The organism is Paenibacillus pectinilyticus, assembly GCF_001700435.1.
GTDB lineage: Bacteria > Bacillota > Bacilli > Paenibacillales > NBRC-103111 > Paenibacillus_E > Paenibacillus_E pectinilyticus.
The window spans coordinates 204525-223776 of record NZ_LYPC01000014.1 but is presented as its reverse complement, the minus strand read 5'-3'; the positions used below and the strand labels follow the sequence as shown (position 1 = coordinate 223776).

Genomic DNA, 19252 nt, shown 5'->3' with positions numbered 1-19252 from the left:
CTATCCTTTAAGTCCTGTCGTCACAACGCCTTCTACCAGAAAACGCTGACCCGTGAAAAAAGTAAGTAATACAGGAACCATGAAAATAATGGAAGCAGCAGCAGCAACTTGCTGAATGATAATATTGACATTCGCCGGTTGCGTATAACCAACGGTTACTAAAGCCGAAGCTAAGGGATATTTTGACTCACTTAGAAACATAAACGGATTAATAAAATCGCTCCAAGTACCCTGAAAACCTAGGATTGCGACAGTAGCCATAATTGGGAATGACAATGGGAGAAATATGTTCCAATAGGTACGAAAGATAGAACATCCATCTATTCGTGCTGCCTCTTCAAGTTCTTTGGGGATCGTTGAAAAAAACTGTCGGTACAAAAAGATAAAGAAGGAAGAGCCGCCTAACCCCCAGGCAATAAACGGAATATACGTATTTAGCATGCCGAATTTATGGAATAGAATATAAGTTGGAATTTGCGTTACAATACCAGGAAGCATCATTGTGGATAACACAACCATAAACAAGATTCGTTTCCCTGGCGCTTGAATTCTTGAAAATGCGTAACCCACTAACCCACTGCTGAAGGTTGTTGTGAAAAGCGAAATGGCACATAAGATAAGGGAGTTTTTGAAATATTTCCAGAATTCGATCATCGTGACGGCAAACTTATAATTTTCTAAATGAAATCCATTCGGAAAGAAACCAGGGATTGCAAACCAAGGATTGAGTGAATTCGAAATGGTTAAATAGAATGGCACAAAAAACACGAGTGATAGAAACAGTAGTAGCCCGTATACAATAAACTTATCTTGCAGTTTCGCTCCAGCATTTTCCATGATTATCCCTCCTGATCCGTTTCGTAATAGACCCAATATTTACTCGTAGTAAAGATAACAAGTGTAATCAATAGAATAACGATAAACATGACCCAGAGTAAGGCCATCCCATAGGCGAATCGTTGAAAGGAAAAAATTTGTTGAAACGCATGCACGGCTAAGAAATAGTTAGGTCGAATCGGTGCATCTAGTAATTTGCTTCCTGTCAAAAGAATCGGTTGAATATACATTTGTAACGAGCCAATTAATCCCATCACGATATTAAAAAAGATGACAGGCGTCATGAGTGGCAATGTAATGTTCATGAAGCGTTTATAAGCAGTAGCGCCATCAATGGATGAAGCTTCGTAAAGCTCTTTCGAGATTCCTTTTAACCCTGCTAGATTAATTAATATTCCGCCTCCAGCTCCCCACAGCATCATGATAAAAAGAGACAATGTCGCATGATCATAGCCCAACCAATCTACTTTAGGCAGATGCATAAACATGAGAATATTATTAATAATCCCGTCTTGCTTAGCAAACATAAAGCGAAAAATTAAACCTATAGATACAACCGGAACAATGGATGGTAAATAAAATAAGGTTCGAAAAATCCCTAATCCGCGTACCTTACGATTCAAAAGTAAGGAAAGCATGAGCCCTATTACCGTGGAAAGCGGCACATAAATAATAGAAATGAATAATGTTCGACCTAAAGCGTACATGGCATCAGAATCTGTAAATACATTCTTATAGTTATCAAACCCAACCAATTTTAAATGTGCAAAGTTAAACCCTACATAATTGGTGAAACTTAAATAAAGCCCATATAGCAACGGATATAGTCCAAAAAGTAGAAATACGATAAACCAAGGTGATATCATTATATAGAAAGCAGTTATACGACGTGTTCTTTCGCTAGCGTTTGTATTCGTTTTCGCTTTAAGTCTAAATGGGGCAGCAATGGCAGATAAATTCATAGAATGGTTTACTCTCCTTTTTAGTCTGAAGGGAGAGTTCATATTGCACTCTCCCTTCAGACTTTATTTAGCTGAGCTTATTTATTACCTGCTGCATTCTTGCCTTCTTCAATCATCTTGTTCGCGTCTTTCGTTAGAGAAACAAGAACATCATCGATCTTCGCTTTTCCAAAATAAACTGGGGTCAATTGCTTCTGGAGAAGTGCATTCCCATTTAGTAAATAAGGGTTGATTTCAATAAATTTATCACTGTATTTCAACTCGTCTTGAAGGACATTAAACGCTTGCTTATCAAATGCAGTCGCTTGAGGCAGTAAAGGGAGCAAATGCTTCAGCGCAGGAACACCATATCCGCTTTTTGCACGTTCTTCGGCTGGCTTGCCCCCAAAGAACCATTCGTAAACAGTCCATGTTTCATTCGGATGTTTGGAAGCTTTGTTAATAATAGCCCCTGTTGCCGTTCCGGTCGGGGAAACTCGCTTTCCACCATCTGCAATTGGCGCAGGAATCATCGCAAAATCATCTAAATGTGTTTTTGCTTTCTCATCACCGCGCAACATGCCAGAGAACCAATATCCTGCTTGGAACATTGCTGCTTTCTCGGCTAAGAAGACCTCGCCGCCCCAGCCTGCTTTGTCTTGATTGATTTGGTTTGGACCGTAATTTCCTTTTACCGCATTCACCCATTCTTCCAAAGATTGTTTAACCTCAGGCTTGTTAAAATCAATTTTATTGAAGTTATCCGACGATAAGGAAACACCTTTACCAAGAAGATAAGTCATGAGAGATGGCATGTCTGCTTCCGTTTTCACTAAGGTAGCTAAACCATACTGTGAAATGGTATCCCCTTTTGTTATGGTCAACTTTTTAGCTATTTCGAACATCTGACTCCATGTCATCGGTTCTGTATCACTTGGGAATGGAATGTTCGCGGCTTTAAACATTTTTTTGTTGTACCAGATGGAAAAATCCGGAGAAAAATCTTTCGGTAATCCATAAATAGGACCCTTACCTTGCGTTTTCCCATCAAATCTAAACACATCAACAGTGGAAACTAAATCATCTTTTTTAATAATGGTGCTTTTCTCGATGAACGGTGTTAGATCCATGGCAACCCCACGAATGACATATGAGGGAATATCATTTACACCACTGATACGGATAATATCTGGCGCTTCTCCAGTTGCAAGCTGAGCTGCAAGCTTCGTCGAATCGGTATCGACCCGTTGAATTTTGATATTCGGATTGGCCGTTTCAAAATCTTTAATTTGATCTTTCGTAATTTCTCCGTCATTCATGTTGAAATTAACAGTCACTTGACCACTACTAGCGGGAGAAGCTTTAGGATCAGCAGCCTTTGCAGTCGCCGAAGCTGGTGTTTCGCTGGCTTTAGAATCAACTGCTTTGGACCCGCACGCTGATAATGTCAATACAGTGGAAAGACTAAGAACAACAAGCACCGATAATTTTTTAATCATATTTGACCTCCATAATCTATAGTGGGGTACGCTTACTCCCTTATGAAGAGTATACTAATTGCTTATATCTCCCAACAATCGGGTAAAAATACGATTTTTATGGTTTTATTACGATGTCCTATTTACATTCGTCTTTAGTGGAATTTTCATGGTAACCTTGGTTCCTTTCATAGGTGAGCTTGAAATGTCCATAGAAGCATCATCTTGATAAAACATTTGAAGCCGTTGGTATACATTTCTTAGACCGATTCCGCCTTTTACTTCCCCATGATCTAATTGATCTTCCAAGCTTCTTTGGATCTCATGATTAACTTGTACGACTGTCTCTTTATCCATACCAATTCCATTATCTGTCACTTCAATACACATTGTTCCCTCTAGCTCAGTAATTCGAATCCCGACAAATCCGCCTTCTTCAAAGCCTGACAAGCCATGTTTCAAACAATTTTCAACGATCGGCTGTAAAATTAATTTCACTACTAGATACTTTGTTAGATGATCCGGTACATTCACCTCAAATGTAAATTGCTCGCCAAACCTTATTTTTTGAATCGATATATAATTATGGACGTGATTTAATTCTTTTTCTAACGATTCCATACCCGTCCCTTCACTAATGCTGTATCGAAATAAGTCGGATAGTGCACCCACGATTCGGCTGATTTCATTTTTCCCGTCTCTTAGACTGCGCATATTAATCGCCTCAAGTGTATTATAGAGAAAATGAGGATTAATTTGCGCTTGCAACATTCTTAACTCTGCTTCCGTTTTCAGAGCAAGCAATTTATTTTCTCTCACTTTATTGTTTACATTCTCTTGGATCACTTGATTGAGCTGTTCTATCATAAAATTATAGCTTTGAATAATTTCTCCAATCTCATTTTTTCCTTGATAATTGACGCGATGACTAATATCTCCTTCTCCTACTAACACCATCGTACGTTTTAATTGCTCAATAGGCTTGATTAGGAACGAACTAATGACGTAGGCAATTATGATCGATAAAATGAGAATTAAAAGAATAGTAAATAAAAAGCTATAGTAATACTGTCTGTTTTTATAAATAATTTCTTCATTCGAGAATTGCAAATGTAATGTCCATTCGGTATCAGGTATCGCATTTGACCATGTCACCGTATGATCCATTCGTTCAGTTGAAAGATGATCGAAGGTAAATATCGACTTCATATTCCCATCATCAATTATTAATTTGGAGTCAATCGGGCTAATTTCATCAAAAATAGACGTCTTCGGAACAAGTAATAAATAACTTTCAGTTAACAGTCCATTGTGAACGAACTGAACTTTTTTGAGAAGCGCCATCGTCGTTTGTCCGTAAATATCTGTATAATCGGAAATCCAATAAGGGCGTTGTTGATTTTTCAACATTTCAGGATCAATTTTAAATATATCAAGATTATTAGATAAAATGGAAGAATACATACTTTTCCCTGTAGGCTCAAATAGAACAAAATAATTCACTTCGTTTAGCCCAGGGAACATGGAAATACTGATGGAATCAGGTGTTGCCGCTGTATAACTTGTGAAAGATTCCAACACTTGTCTAGTCGTTAAATATTGCTGCAATTGCTCACTTACGGATAGTTGATTAATTAAATTTTGTAGATAATTCACTTGATTTTGAAAAGTGAGCGCCGTGTACTTACCTATTTCACTTAGTGATGAGTCGATTTGGTTTTGAACGGTTTTGTTATAATAATAAGAATATAATACGCCGCCAGAGATCGTTGGCAGGATCACAACAAATGAAAATAAAATGATAAGATTATTTCGCAGAGAAATCGTATGAAATCCTTTTTTAAGCCAGTCTACTGCTATTGACTTAAGAACAAGTTCATTCGTTCGGGTCTGTTCCTTCATTTTGCTGGAAAGCGCATAATAGGGATTAAACAGCTTCTTAGAATAGTAAATACTAATGATAAGGGTCAAAATAATAATGAATATGAACATAATGATAAACATGTCCAATAACGGTGTATTTCTCATCTCTAATGAGCTTGTATGCCTAGTAAACACAACGGAATATGGATATGGCGTTAATTTTTTAGTTATTTGCTCACAACCCTCGCAAGTTTGCATTCCATCCTTTGAGGGATACGTCCAAATCTCTTGCTGTTTACCATTGACTATAGAAAATTGATTCCCCATGGATTGATTTTGGGGCAGCCCATTACCAATGAAATCAGGATTTAATACGATAATGATTAAGACACCGTTAATATTGCCATTAGATAAAATTAATTTATTCGCAATATCTTGCTTAAAAGTATCAATCTCCGCAGCCGTTTCTTTATTTACTATATTTAGCTTATCTATCTGATCAACCTGCAGTTCTTTAGGCAAATATTTGGTTAATCGATTGTTATCTTGTAGAAATAATGGACTTAACTTAATCGCTTGCAACATATCCATTCGAATATCCCGCATCTCATTGAATTGGTTATTCGTTGTATCTTTGTAATAGGATACTTGGTTCGAGTCACTACCAATGAAGTAGATTCTTTGAACCATCTGTGGAGAAAGTAGTAGCGCATTCATTTTACTTAGCAGCTCTTCTTTTTTTATCGTTACCGTCCTTTCATCCCTTACATTCATCGAAGCCCGGAAAAAGCTGCTAAAATCAGGTGTTTGCATTAACTGAAATAAATCATTAATGGCCCCTAGCTGGGTCAACGTATTCTTATAAAATTGATTAATAACATTGTTTTTATTTTTTTCCTGAATAATGTCATTCATATTATTTAAATAAGCTAACCCTGTAAAGACGAGTACCAATTGAACAACAATGGATAACAAAACGCAAATCATAATAATTCGTTTGCGGGTAGGGCTAAGTTTACTAAATTGAATAAGAAAAGCCATTTCATCACCCAACCTTAGCGTTCTTCTTAATCTGGTTTGCTCCGATACTCTAATGGCGTTTTCCCTGTATATTTCTTAAATATTTCTGTAAAATACGTCTGGTCCGAGTAGCCGGTCATTTCAACAATTTCGTAGACTTTGTATTTAGCATCTTTCAAAAGTTCAACTGCTTTATTCATGCGTTGTTTGGTTAAATATTGGATATACGATTCCCCCGATACTCGAAAAAGCATACTTAGATGACTAGGGGTAACAAACACATGAGCAGCAACTTCTTTTAATGTAATACTGCGTTGGAAGTTGTTATTAATGTATTGTTTACATTTTTGAATAATCACGGAATCTTCTTTCTTATCTACAAAAACATAATTAGGAATATTGATATGACTACGAGAAGCTGATTCTTCCGTATCCACATTTCCCTTATGATGAACAATCGTATCCTCTTCCAGCGTTTGAACTAGGAGACGTGATGCCGAATCGTATGAACAATGAATATTGACAACTTCCTGTGCTCCAGTGCCGACTGCAATTGAAATCGTCGAGCGCAATAATCCTGTAACTTTGCGAATTTCTCGTTTAACTTGAACCCATTCAGACTCAGGGATTTCTTTCTTAGCGAGTAAATAACACTCCGCGTTTTCTGGATTTACTACATGATAGCCGTGCTCCTTCTTATCCCACACATCATTCAAAATGTTATCAAGCGAGAACGTAATTAACTTCATATTTTTTTCACTATATTTTTCTTTTTGTAAAGAGATACGATCTAGTCGAATGACAGCTACTACATAATCAGAACTATCTAAGATCACTTCTCCTTCCGACGCCCGTTGTTCCATTTCATCCAAAGATATTTGATTGTTAAGGAGCTGTACAATAAATTCTTCTCTCAAAAATTTTGTTAATATCATTTCTTTCCTGAGCAATACTGCTTTTCTAAGTTCCTCTTGTTTGACGGCATCCATTTTGCTAACTAGACGTTCAAACGTTTGGAACAAGGACTCTAATTGTGTCGGCTTTAACAAATAATCAACTGCCCCCATTGCTACTGCTTTTTGGGCGTAACTGAAATCGCTATAGCCTGATAAAATAACAATTTTAATAAAAGGATACCTCTCCACTAACAAATTCATCAGTTCAATGCCATCCATAAATGGCATGCGAATATCTGTCAGTACAATGTCGATAGAATTTTCGGATATGAATTGCAGCGCCTCTAACCCATGTGAAGCGCTTCCAATTGCGCGAATACCTAACTCATTCCACTCTACTGTTGATAAACCTTCCCGAATTTCTTTCTCATCGTCGACAATAAGCAAATTATAAATGGTAAACACTCCCTTCCTATCTTCCAAAAAAGTATACTATGTCGATGTTCAAGACAGCAATAGAAACCTGATACTCGGTGAACCTTTTGGATTCTATATCATTCGTATAAAAGATTTACATATAGGAAAAAACATTAGATGACAAAACAAAAACAATTTAGAAGAATATCAAAAGAAACGAGTGATTGTATGTATTATTATAAAGAAGAACTAATTAATCAAATTGTTCCTGACCAACCAGACCCAGCAGCTGTTTACTATTAAAGAGTAATTTGTATCCGCTTACATTTATAGTGACAGTTCACGTATGACATGACTATCGCCTCAAATCTCGGCAGAGTCTGCGCTCCTTATTATTCAATAACTTTGCTCCCCAGTAAATTTATTCCTGTTTTAATTCTTTCTTACATCAGAACTATACAGTAATTGGGGATAATTAATTAGTACCATTTTCTTCTAGTATCCTGCTTACATGTATTACAAAATTGCTGTTAGCTGAGAAGGCTGCCGTTCTATTGTTGACGGCCGCCTTCTCTTGATGTCAATTGAGCTATAGTTATCCGTCCCTCAGTATTAAGGTTTTATCTAACGAATACTCATTCATTCGCAGGATTTCATCACTTTGGAATATAGCGGCCGTAAGGATATTAAGTTATCACGACCGTTAGTTACTCTTTTTAGGCATACGGGAACAGAGGAACAGATGGAATATTTCCCCACATCATACTCTACTGCACGTATTCTCCACAATCCCCTGGAGATTGACCATCCCAAGGCTCTACGGGTCGACACCCTAACATTCCTTCGTTACACCTTTCCAAGGTGTGGAGACCGATAGCGTTTAGCGGATGGGTCTGTGCCCTTATGGATAACGAACTCGGTCCTCCGTGCTTTCTTTGTTTGAAGTCCTGCGAATGAATCAATTTACGTTAGTTCGAAGATGTTAGGCAGCCTGAGTATACTGAACGACCGTTTTTTCAGGAGTAAATGACTCCTCGGAATGCACCATGCCGACTAAGATTCGTGCCAGTTTTCCAAGCAATTTAAATATGGACTTCTGTTTACTTATATGTTTAACTTGCACATTATTCTCATGTAATTGCTTAAATACAGGGTTTGTTCCCACTAATGTTAAGGTAGCCAGATACAAATATTTTCGAAGTGTGGAATCTCCTCGTTTGGAGAGTACGATTTGGCCCTTGTGCTTTCCAGACATGCTCTCTGCCAGGTTCAAACCAGCTTTCCGTAGCAACTGACGCCCGTGAGCATACTGCTTCAGATCACCCGCACCTGCCAGAATTGCTGCGATATAGATTGTGCCTAGACCTTTAACGGAGCGAAACTGTTTAGAAATTGGGATCTCACCAAGCAAAGCTGCGATTTCTTGTTCTATTTGGTTCAAAATGCTTTCGATGCGCTCGTATTCTTCTAATAAGCGATGTAGATCCTGTTTGGCCTCATTCAGCGCTACAGTTTCCCCCACGCTCTGAACTGCTTTAGAGAGTAGTTCAGCTGCTTTCTGAATACCCGTGGAGCCTCCAGCTCGCTTCATATATTTTCTCCAACCTGTAATAACTTCTGAAGTAGATTGACCTTTTAAATCCAGCGGGGATGGGAACTCTTTGAGTGTTGCTAGGGATCGTGGACATGTCCAATCTTTAAACACCGAAGTATACTCAGGGAAGCGTATATCCAACCAGCGAACGATCCGATTTTGCATCCGAACACTATTTGTGACCCAAAATTCCCGATCATTCATTAGGGTCCGTAACCTCTGAAAATGAGTTGCTTGTCGGATGTATTCATAGTAATAGCCACGGCTAACAACATCTGCAATAACAAGGGCATCCTTCGGATCACTCTTGGAAGGGCAATTATCTCGGTTTTCTTTGTTTCGTTTCGTCATTGCAGGATTGACTAGAACAACGTTTAGGCCTTTTTCCACAAGCCAGTTAGCCAAACTGTACCAGTAGTGTCCCGTCGGCTCCATGCCAATTATGATGCTCTTTAATCGATGTTTTTGTTGCAAGCCTTCCATCCAACGAAGTAACTTTTCAAATCCTAGGAGTGTGTTTTTGAAGGAAAGGTGCTGGTTTGTAAGGACAATACCTCTAAAATTTGTAGCTTGAGCTACTTGAGTTTCCTTTGCCATATCTATACCCACAACAAGATGTGAAGTGGTAATTCGTTCAATACGTTGATTTTGTCCGTCTGATTGCTTAAACTTCATAATAAGAGCGCCTCCTTGATGGTGTTGGGTATCTACCCGTCGACAAACCCATCATACCGAGGCGCTCCTTTTTTGACAAAGCCCATTTCTTAGGCTATACAGGAATGTTTAGTTGAATAAAGCTGAAGAGAAATTGTATAGTACATTTCGTCCTTTGATACATTCGAATATTCTTCAGGTTTTCCAAGTAACTCGATTATTTCCATCTTATCTTTTCCAATAAGTGTTTGCTCGCCTATAAGATATTGTGCCATTTTTTGGCGAAGACTCCAAGATTCATTAGCCTTTGCTTCAATCCATTTTTCCTTATCGAAAACCAGTACTTTATCGTTTCCACACCCTGTAGTTATCAATAGCGTAAGAAGCATAATAATTCCAAAAAACTTTACATATTGCTTGTCCTTCATCAATACCACCCCCGATATAACCAATATACCAATTCACTTGTTAGTTGAATATTTCCCTTTAGATTAATCCAGCCATCTTAGGGTTGTATGCTGATATATTGAATCTAAAAGAAACTCTTCAAATGTATCATAGAGCTTTATTATCCCCTTCGTACTCCCCTCGTACCATTCCATGACAGGAGGATTATCACCTTCATTTAATTTGAAAAATCTAATTTCATAACCCTGATGCATTGAGAATACAAAAGTGCTATCGGGCAATACTACCGGGTTATTATTTTCTCGAAGTAATTCTTTTGCCTCATCCTGAAGTTCCTTTAGTTGAGAGAAATTAGTATCTGTACCTTGAAATAATCTTCCTGAATAATGGCCGACAGCAAGTAAGTATTAGCGATAAGACTCGGGTAACTTGATTCCCATTTCTTGCTCCAGTAGCTTTATCTCTGCTTCGATACACCCATCAAATGGACGGTCAGTATGTAATTCCTTCTCCTGCAGGAGCTTTATTAAATGATCACTCTTCACATACAAACCTACTTCCTCAAGGGATAATTCATTATTCGGGATGCTCTATAAATCCTCCCCTATTCCACAGAGTAACTTCACAATCCTGCCTTTTAGCTTAAATGGGGCTGCCGTTGGATTCAAAAAAAGAAAGTGCAAAAAGAAAAGAGGATTTGATATATGTGAAAAAATATGCGGTCGTATATTTCAAAAATGTGATGGGAAAGCCCGTGTTTACTTTCGATCTTTAGGTATTCATCGCCCATCTACAAGTGTCTTAAAAATCGAAAACGACTCAAATTTCCAAATGAAAGCTTTCATAAAGCTGGGCTCAAAAAAGAAAATAATCGAGCAGACAATAGATGGATATCAGGAAGCTGCTTTTGTTGTAGGCTCTATTTATAAACTTGAAATAATATGCACCAGAGTCGACGAAGAGGATAAATTCTGCAAAGGTAAATTCGAATTAATGATTCGCTCCTGAGCCAGTTGTTTTTCTTTAATTTGATATGAGTTCTTCCCATGAAATCTTTGATATAATTTAGAGAAGAGAATGTAGGCATATTTGTGTCCTTAGATAACTTATCGCAATATTACGAATTCCACACATGTGAAGTGCTTAATATTGTGATTCAAATTAAATAATGAGATGCGACAGTATGGGCATTGATTATTGTAAGCAAGGTGAAGTCGACTTTCAAATCAACTTCTGTGGTGGAATTGATTTTATCGAAAGAGCGACCTTGTTTTAATTCTTATATTCCTTATTTGGGTTAATCAATAGGCGTGAAATAAAAGCTCTGATTTCTTAGGAATCAGAGCTTTTTGGTATGTTTGCCTAGCAGAGGCGTCCTCTCTATGGGACCTCCATTATAATCATAAGGGGTAAATCGTGACATCAGGAATTTCTTCATGGCTGATTTTTTAAGTTTATTTTGTTGGTTAGCATTTTTCTTAATATCATTTCTGTATGATTTAAATCTTCTTTTTGTTTTTCGATTTCGGCTAGCTTACTATATAACAGCTCAATTTTCTTATCGATCGAAATATCATCACCATTACTGGGTTGAATCTCGTTGATCTCCTTTAAGGAGAAGCCTACAGAATGAACTGTTTTGATCATTAACAGATGCTCGATAACATCGGATGAATAATTTCTATAATTGTTATCATCTCTGTCTATATATTTTTCAGAAAGCAGACCTTGTTTCTCGTAAAACCTGATTGTTGACACGGCTAATCCAGTTACCTTGGAAACTTCACTAATTTTCATGAGGGCACCTCAAAATTTTGTCTTGACCTTAAACATTACTTCATAGTTTATGATGCTAGCAAATAGCATAGGAGTCAATACTAAAATAAGAAGATTGGTGGTAGCTACAATGTACAATGAGAAGCACGAAACACGGGCAGTTGTATTGGGCGGGGGAGGAGTTACCGGAATAGCCTGGGAGATCGGGATGTTAACAGGCTTGCTCCATGCAGGGATCAATTTAGCAGATGCTGACGCGATTATTGGAACATCTGCTGGTTCATTTGTTGGCGCTGCACTGGCATGTCAATATGATCTAACTAAACTTTATGAATCTCAGTTAGTGCCAAATACCGCTGAAGTCAATGTTTCAACTGACATTTTAACTAAGTTTCTATGGATTAGGGCGGTTCTCTTGGGTGGGAGCAATCCTAAAAAGATAGGAAAAATGTTTGGAGATATTGCTAAAAAACACCCCTCTAAAGTTACACAAGAAATACGTCAATCCGTTGTAAAATCAAGGCTTGTGACAACCGAATGGCCGTCCAATTTAAATGTGACTGCAATCAATGCGGCGACAGGTGACCTTCATATATTGAATAAGGATTCGGGAATTTCTCTGTTGGAGGCCGTATCTGCAAGTGGTGCTGTTCCAGGAATATGGCCGTTTATAAGCTTTGGCGGACAAGACTGGATTGACGGTGGGATGGTATCAAGCACGAACGCTCATTTAGCAAGCGGTTTTAATAAAGTCATTGTGTTATCACCCATGCCTAAGAGACACGGGTTTGTTCCAGGTGTTAAGAATGATGTAGCGGAATTGCAAAAAAGTGCAAAGGCCTCTCTAATTATACCGGACGGAAACAGCATTGTAGCCATGGGGAAAAATCGTTATGATCCAAGCTATGCACCATCATCGGTAAAAGCCGGATACGAGCAAGCTATACAAGAAGCTTCGAGTATCCGTGAAATCTGGGAATGATTTTTCCAAAAACGAAATAGATTCTTGATATAGATTTAGTTGGGAAAAAGCAGCAGTCACAGTTGATTCTCGACAGCTGCTTACTCAGTTCGGAATCCACATTGCAAACCGCGATCACTTATAGGGCCATAAATAATATAAAAGGCATCCCAATACGCATTCTGCGGCAGCCTCATTTTGTTGTTATTTAACTAACGTTACCCGATAGCGTAATGATCGTTACTAATATCTTTGAGCACTATGAGCTTCAAATAAAATGTTCCGCGCATCCCTTATGAAAGTATAAGCTCATTAATCCATATATTGCTCGTCTGGCTCATGTAAAGCTGCAGCCAAGATTTTCTCTGCGACCATTTCAGGAGTGTCTGTTGGAGAAGAAGATCCTTGTCGCTGTTGCTCGCGAGCTCCTAGAGCGTTTTTACCAAAATCCGTTGCCGTTGAGCGCGGATAGACGGTAACTACACGGATTTGATCTGAGGCTAATTCATCTCGAGCTGTATCTGAAATCATGTTCAAAGCAGCTTTGGTTGCAGCATAGGCGCCCAAGCCAGCAATATGCATCTTGGAAACCACCGAACTTATATTGATGATCAGCCCTCCCCCTTGCCCTCTCATGACAGGGATCGCAGATTGCATAGCTGCTAACGGCCCTAACACATTAAGGTCGAGGATCTTGCGGAAGTCATCAGGATTTAGGTCAGCGACCTTGCCAACTACAGCTTGTCCTACGTTATTGATGAGCACATCTAGGCAGCCAAAGCGGCGAACCGTTTCCTCAATGACTCCTTCTACTTGCTTAGGATCACTCACGTCAGCCGGCATAGCGACAGCGTCAATACCCTGGCTATGCAATTCCTTGGCGAGATGATTTAGTGCATCGGCAGATCGAGCTACCAGTGCTAATTTAGCACCTACAGTGGCAAAGCATCGTACTGTGGCTAAGCCGATACCAGCGGATGCTCCAGTAATAAGAACGACCTTGTCACGAATTTCCATAATAACTGTTCCTTTCTTGGAGGAGATTAGCCAAACCGGTTCTGTGAAGAAGCGGTCCAGCAGTCCTAAAAAATAAGCAAGATTCAAATTGCTCTGCTCTTTTCATCTCTAATGTTACAGTTGGAGAACTTGATACGGAAGTTCAAATAAGTTAGCATGGTATCAACCATTGGTTTATGCAACAGGAGGTTCTTTGAATGAACGAACAATTGAACACTTTTATTCAGGTCGTACAGTCCGGTAGCTTCTCAAAGGCAGCTGAGAAATTATTTGTTTCTCCAACCGCTGTGATGAAGCAAATGAATCTATTGGAAAAACATGTAGCTATGCCTCTTTTGATCCGTACTAACCATGGAATTGAACTCACCAAAGCTGGAAAATCCTTTAGCAAGGATGCGGTATTTATGGTGCAGTATTTCCAAGAAGCTCTGTTACGTATGCGTCAATCCGCACAGTCAAATCAGCTTGTAATTCGCGTGGGAACCTCTATGCTTAATCCCTGCAAGGTTTTGTTGGATATGTGGAATGAAGTCAGCGACCAATTTCCGCAGTTCAAAATCAATATCGTGCATTTTGAGGATGATTCACATACACTCCCAACCACTTATCGTACTATTGGCAAACACTTTGATTTCATTGTAGGGCCAACCATTACAGAGAACTGGAAGGAATATTTCCGAGTTTTTGAGTTGGGAAGTTATCGCTTTTGCTTTGCTTTATCTCGCAACCATCGGCTGGCTTCTAAAAAAACAATGTCTGTCAAAGATTTGTATGGAGAGCAATTGGCTGTAGTAAACGGTGGAGGAAGTGATGTAATTGATGAAATTCGTGATTTTTTGATAAGGAACCACCCTAAAATCCGAATTAAAGATATTCCGCGCCTTTATGATATTGATGTATTCAATCGATGTGAGGAAAGTGGTGTTGTCTTACTAACATTGGATGTATGGGCAGATATTCATCCATCCTTAGTGACAATTCCAAGCGATTTGGACTTCACAATACCTTATGGTTTGCTATATCCCTTACATCCTTCCGAGGATGTCAATCAGTTTCTAGAAATCATTAAGGAGATGCAATCTCAACATAGTTAACCGGTAGGTTAAGAGAGAATACGATATTAGACTGACCAAAAAAATGAAACAGCGGCGGACCAAGACCTGAAAAATAAAGTCTTAGACTGCCTCTGTCCTTACTGAAGTAACGATCTTGGCTAGCGAATGATGTAAGTCTAGTCAATCTTGTTTCTACTATACTGTTCTCTTACGATCTTCATTTGAGTAATATGACGCTTGGCATGCTGACACAAGAAATAAATATATTGGTAAACATCAATCTTTCCGAGATTGTTTACAGTCATCATCGTTTTATATAGAATGCCTTCCCCGTTTGGTATTTCTCTAAGTATTTCTTTGCACTCATTTATTTGTTCTTCCATGATTCTTTTAATTTCGGATATTTTTTTATCTCCCGCCGGTTCCATATGTTCAGGCCGTATCCAGTCAAATGATCTATGTTTATCAATTTGGTCGAGCTCCTCTAAATTGTACTCATAGGTAGAAACAGCCTGATCCAGGTTTACCTTACTTGCTAAATCCTTGGCCTTTTTCGTACCTTTACTAATCAATATTAACAAGAAGTGACTAGTCAGTGTCACATGTTCTAATATTTCTTCAATGCTCCAACCTACTTCAGGTTTAAAATTAAGCAGTTCGGGTTCTGATTCGAACCATGTATAGTAGTCAATCAAGACTTTCGAAAGTTCATGTTCAACAAACTGTATGGCCTTCTGAACTGTCATAAGTTTCCCCACCTTAGAATAGGATCAAGTTCTTAGCTAATATTAAAAATTCCTATCGCGCTGCAAAGCCAGTGCACATCACCATACTAACACATACTGGAAGTAAACTGCCCTTAATGCCCATTACAATTCATAAACAAACAGGACAGGTGCTCTTCTAAAGAGCACCTGTCCTGTTTGTTGGTCTGTTTGGTAATTTTTAACACCTTGTTTTATCCCATGTGCCTGGTGGTGATGACGTCATATTCCTTGATGTTTACTATTGTAAATTCGACTAACTAACTCTATTTTCCACTAACACACTTTATTTTCCACTAACGATCTTTATTTTCCTTGATCATGATGAAGATGATGACAGCAACATATGAAGCAAAATCAACACCTTCCGTTACTAATATGGTTCTCTCTCAATCCGTTAGTGAACATCAACTTCATATTTCTAATTAACTACTAATGTAAATTCATAAAACCCTACGATTTCCCGTAGGGCAACTAACCTTTAATATATTTAATGAACCAACCGTCCATCCCGAAACCGCACAACACGCTTCGCCTGCTCCGCAACCTGCCGATCATGCGTGATCAATATAATCGTCCGCCCCTGCTCGTTCAGCCGTCTAAATATATCCATGATCTCGACGCCTGTTTTCGAATCTAATGCTCCCGTAGGCTCATCCGCCAAGATGATTGGCGGATCTCCCGCCAGCGTCCTAGCTATCGCCACACGTTGCTGCTGCCCACCAGAAAGCTCCGACGGAAAATGCTTTCGACGATCCAACAGATCAACACCTTCTAGCGCTTCCAAAACCAGCGGCTCCCGCTGTTTCCTCGTAAGCCCGCGATAAATCAATGGCAATTCCACATTTTCATAAGCATTCAATCTCGGCAACAGGTTAAAATTCTGAAAAACAAATCCAATCTTCGTGTTCCGAATTTCAGCCAATTGTGAATCCTTCAGCGAGTGAATCTGCTTCCCATCGAGCACATACAGACCTTCATCTGAAACGTCCAAACATCCGATGATGTTCATCAGCGTGGACTTTCCTGAGCCCGAAGGGCCCATAATAGCGACAAATTCGCCTAGCGCGATGTCCATCGAAATGTCATCCAGCGCTCGAATGGTCTCGCCGCCCATGTGATAAAATTTGCTCAGGTGCTCAATTTGAATTAAGGCTGTCATTGTCTTCGCCTCCATTATTTGATGCCAAATGAATGAAGAATGCGATGCCATTCAAATGAATTCCACTCTTTTACCGCTTCGCCTTATAAAATTCATGATAGAGCTTCATGAGCGCCCGCTTCTCAATACGCGACACATAGCTACGCGAAATCCCCAGCTCCTTCGCGATCTCCCGCTGCGTCCGTTCCTCGCCGCCAAGCTCCAAACCAAACCGACCGACAACAACTTCCTTCTCGCGGTCGTCCAAAATCTCTAAATTTTTATATATCTTCGACTTCTCGATCTTTAACTGTACCGCATCCACCACATCGTCCGCCTCACTGCCGAGGATATCGATGAGCGTAATCTCGTTCCCCTCTTTGTCCGTTCCAATAGGGTCATGCAAGGATACATCTTTCCGCGTTTTCTTCAAGGAGCGCAGATGCATCAAGATCTCGTTCTCAATGCAACGTGCTGCAAAAGTCGCCAACTTCGTGCCCTTATTCGGCGAGAAAGATTCGATAGCTTTGATCAGGCCAATCGTTCCGATGGAGATCAAATCTTCCAAATCTTCTCCAGTGTTATCGAATTTTTTTACTATATGCGCGACCAATCTCAAATTGTGCTCAATCAACTTATTCCTAGAGTGATCATTACCTTCTGCCATAAGTCTCAGATGTAATTCTTCTTCTGCCTCGGTAAGTGGTTGAGGAAACGCATTATTTTTGACATAGGATACAAGCAAGGTTAGCTGCTTAATTAATACGGCTATTGCGCTAAACAATCCAGGCATTCCAGCCACCCCCTTCAGTGTTAGCGGATCTTAGCTGTTCGGAAGTCTCCGCTTTGAGCTTAGTATTAGTCTATGTAGGTGGGAGCCTAGAAGTGCCTGTACGTAATAACTTACTTGAAGAGGTCATTTTGAACTTGTTCTTCCTCTACCCAACTTGCATTCATGAAATTTGGATGGGAAAAATCGTGTTAACGGTTGTACCCCGCCCTTGCTCACTTTCTATAAACATGGTACCTTTGTGCGCTTCTATAATGTTGTAACACACCATTAATCCCAAGCCTGTCCCCTTCTCCTTCGTAGTAAAGAAAGGTTGACCAAGTTTAGCCAACTGTTCTTTGGGAATACCATTCCCCTGATCGATGAAACGGATGAATAGTTTTTCAGGAGTTTCTTCACTATGAATAGTTAAATTCCCTCCATTAGGCATTGCTTCGATGGCATTTCTAATAATATTAATAAACACCTGTTTTAGTTGATTTGGGTCACAGCTAATTGGCGGCATATTTTCTGTAAATTCATTAACGATAAGTACACTATTACTAATTGCTTGTGCTTGTAAAAGAATGATTACGTTATCTATTAGTATTTTTATATGATTGGGCTTCATATCTGAAATCGAGGGTTTTGATAACAACATGAACTCGTTGACAATTAAGTTTATGCGATTCAGTTCCTCCAACATGATTGTAAAATAGGGGTCACTATACTTACTTTTTAGTAATTGTGTAAATCCTTTAAGAGCAGTTAATGGATTACGTATTTCATGGGCAACGCCTGCAGCTAATTGTCCAATCGTCGAAAGTTTTTCGGTTCTTTCTAATAATTCTTCGTTTCTTTTCCTTGCAGAGGTATCCCTTATTACACTTTGTATAACTGCCCGCCCCAAGAAATTAAACGCCTCTACACTAGAAATTTCAGTTGCAATGTTTTCTCCATCGATACGAATTAATTCAATCGGAACAAATTCTAGGTAGTTATCTTTATCTTTATCTCCTACTGCGAGAAGACGACGTTTTACTATGGCATGGTAATCATGATGAATAAAGTCAAAAATGGATCTTCCGATCATTTCCTCTTGAGAATCCGCACCAATCAGTTTAATAGCTGCTCTATTTAAGAAAATAAGAATTTCCTCGCTATGTACGATTATGGGTTCGGGAGAAATCTCAACCATGCGTCGATAACGGTGTTCACTCCTGTGAAGCAAAGATGGTTTCGGTGTACAATTGAGACTCCTTCTTCTATGCTGATTTCGATGCCTAGGATTGATTCTCATAGTTAATTTCCTTCTTAGTACTTAATTTTAGAAATTATGAGGGAATATCTCCCTTTTCCTACTTATAGCATAGAGAATAGCACTTGATGAATCTCACCAAGAGACGCTTGCTTCTCAACCCCTCCGGTCTCGAAAGCGACCCTAGGCATACCGTATACAATCGAAGATTTTTCATCCTGACCGATGGTCCTTGCACCTCTTCGCCTCATGGCGAGCAAACCCTTCGCTCCGTCATACCCCATTCCTGTCAAAATAATCCCGATCGCCTGCCCGCCTGCTTCTTTGGCTACAGATTCGAAAGATTTGGTTGATCGCTTCTAACGAGTACCCGTTGAACTTCTCACAGTCTAAGATCACAGTC

The 19252-nt window shown here is 39.2% G+C and carries 17 protein-coding genes and 2 pseudogenes; 4 read left to right on the top strand and 15 right to left on the bottom strand.

From position 1 onward, the window contains the following. The 5 genes from A8709_RS08620 to A8709_RS08600 all read right to left on the bottom strand — a co-directional run bounded on the left by A8709_RS08620 (position 1) and on the right by A8709_RS08600 (position 7482). The gene (locus A8709_RS08620; protein ID WP_065851960.1) at positions 1–837 is read right to left on the bottom strand and encodes a carbohydrate ABC transporter permease; all 837 of its coding nucleotides are present in this window, start codon (positions 835–837) and stop codon (positions 1–3) included. A 2-nt stretch (positions 838–839) separates the two neighbouring features. Next, on the bottom strand, positions 840–1799 hold the full coding sequence (locus A8709_RS08615) for a carbohydrate ABC transporter permease (protein ID WP_208607660.1): 960 nt from the start codon (positions 1797–1799) through the stop codon (positions 840–842). 77 nt (positions 1800–1876) lie between these two features. After that, positions 1877–3277 carry an ABC transporter substrate-binding protein gene (locus A8709_RS08610; RefSeq protein ID WP_065851959.1) on the bottom strand — a complete coding sequence of 467 codons (1401 nt, stop codon included), beginning with the start codon at positions 3275–3277 and terminating at the stop codon, positions 1877–1879. Between the two features lie 108 nt (positions 3278–3385). Next, positions 3386–6172: a sensor histidine kinase gene (locus A8709_RS08605; RefSeq protein ID WP_065851958.1), complete on the bottom strand. Its 2787-nt coding sequence runs from the start codon at positions 6170–6172 to the stop codon at positions 3386–3388. A gap of 14 nt (positions 6173–6186) precedes the next feature. After that, positions 6187–7482 carry a response regulator gene (locus tag A8709_RS08600; RefSeq protein WP_167357034.1) on the bottom strand — a complete coding sequence of 432 codons (1296 nt, stop codon included), beginning with the start codon at positions 7480–7482 and terminating at the stop codon, positions 6187–6189. Positions 7483–7629: 147 nt separating this feature from the next. Here A8709_RS08600 and A8709_RS35420 point away from each other — a divergent pair, with 147 nt between their 5' ends. Further along, entirely contained in the window at positions 7630–7755 is a 126-nt protein-coding gene (locus A8709_RS35420) for a hypothetical protein (RefSeq protein ID WP_279615851.1), read from the top strand. Positions 7756–8434: 679 nt separating this feature from the next. Here the strand turns inward: A8709_RS35420 and A8709_RS08595 are convergent. The 3 genes and pseudogenes from A8709_RS08595 to A8709_RS35635 all read right to left on the bottom strand — a co-directional run. Continuing rightward, positions 8435–9721, bottom strand: coding sequence for an IS110 family RNA-guided transposase (locus A8709_RS08595; RefSeq protein WP_065851956.1), 1287 nt, complete (start codon positions 9719–9721; stop codon positions 8435–8437). Between the two features lie 89 nt (positions 9722–9810). Beyond that, on the bottom strand, positions 9811–10128 hold the full coding sequence (locus A8709_RS08590; protein WP_065851955.1) for a hypothetical protein: 318 nt from the start codon (positions 10126–10128) through the stop codon (positions 9811–9813). A gap of 63 nt (positions 10129–10191) precedes the next feature. Next, positions 10192–10482: pseudogene (locus A8709_RS35635) on the bottom strand (SMI1/KNR4 family protein); the annotation flags it as partial. Between the two features lie 211 nt (positions 10483–10693). On the opposite strand from A8709_RS35635, the gene A8709_RS08585 reads away from it, so the two are divergent. After that, a complete protein-coding gene (locus A8709_RS08585) occupies positions 10694–11116 on the top strand; it encodes an S-Ena type endospore appendage (protein WP_065851954.1) in 423 nt (140 codons plus the stop codon). Between the two features lie 426 nt (positions 11117–11542). On the opposite strand, the gene A8709_RS08580 is transcribed toward A8709_RS08585, so the two are convergent. Then, complete coding sequence (locus A8709_RS08580) at positions 11543–11905, bottom strand: MerR family transcriptional regulator (protein WP_065851953.1); 363 nt, start codon at positions 11903–11905, stop codon at positions 11543–11545. A gap of 109 nt (positions 11906–12014) precedes the next feature. Here A8709_RS08580 and A8709_RS08575 point away from each other — a divergent pair, with 109 nt between their 5' ends. Beyond that, complete coding sequence (locus tag A8709_RS08575; protein ID WP_065851952.1) at positions 12015–12866, top strand: patatin-like phospholipase family protein; 852 nt, start codon at positions 12015–12017, stop codon at positions 12864–12866. Positions 12867–13157: 291 nt separating this feature from the next. On the opposite strand, the gene A8709_RS08570 is transcribed toward A8709_RS08575, so the two are convergent. Then, the gene (locus tag A8709_RS08570) at positions 13158–13949 is read right to left on the bottom strand and encodes an SDR family NAD(P)-dependent oxidoreductase (protein ID WP_084224759.1); all 792 of its coding nucleotides are present in this window, start codon (positions 13947–13949) and stop codon (positions 13158–13160) included. 110 nt (positions 13950–14059) lie between these two features. On the opposite strand from A8709_RS08570, the gene A8709_RS08565 reads away from it, so the two are divergent. Next, positions 14060–14956 (top strand): LysR family transcriptional regulator, encoded by an 897-nt coding sequence (locus A8709_RS08565; RefSeq protein WP_065851951.1) that lies wholly within the window; start codon positions 14060–14062, stop codon positions 14954–14956. A 137-nt stretch (positions 14957–15093) separates the two neighbouring features. Here the strand turns inward: A8709_RS08565 and A8709_RS08560 are convergent, their stop codons facing one another. From A8709_RS08560 to A8709_RS08540, 5 genes and pseudogenes are all read right to left on the bottom strand, one after another. Next, positions 15094–15663 carry a DinB family protein gene (locus A8709_RS08560; protein WP_065851950.1) on the bottom strand — a complete coding sequence of 190 codons (570 nt, stop codon included), beginning with the start codon at positions 15661–15663 and terminating at the stop codon, positions 15094–15096. 508 nt (positions 15664–16171) lie between these two features. Next, positions 16172–16843 carry an ABC transporter ATP-binding protein gene (locus tag A8709_RS08555; protein WP_065851949.1) on the bottom strand — a complete coding sequence of 224 codons (672 nt, stop codon included), beginning with the start codon at positions 16841–16843 and terminating at the stop codon, positions 16172–16174. A gap of 70 nt (positions 16844–16913) precedes the next feature. Then, complete coding sequence (sigK, locus tag A8709_RS08550; protein ID WP_065851948.1) at positions 16914–17615, bottom strand: RNA polymerase sporulation sigma factor SigK; 702 nt, start codon at positions 17613–17615, stop codon at positions 16914–16916. A 160-nt stretch (positions 17616–17775) separates the two neighbouring features. Continuing rightward, positions 17776–18891 (bottom strand): ATP-binding protein, encoded by a 1116-nt coding sequence (locus A8709_RS08545; protein WP_084224758.1) that lies wholly within the window; start codon positions 18889–18891, stop codon positions 17776–17778. Positions 18892–18953: 62 nt separating this feature from the next. After that, positions 18954–19178: pseudogene (locus A8709_RS08540) on the bottom strand (chemotaxis protein CheB); the annotation flags it as partial. Positions 19179–19252: the final 74 nt, after the last annotated feature.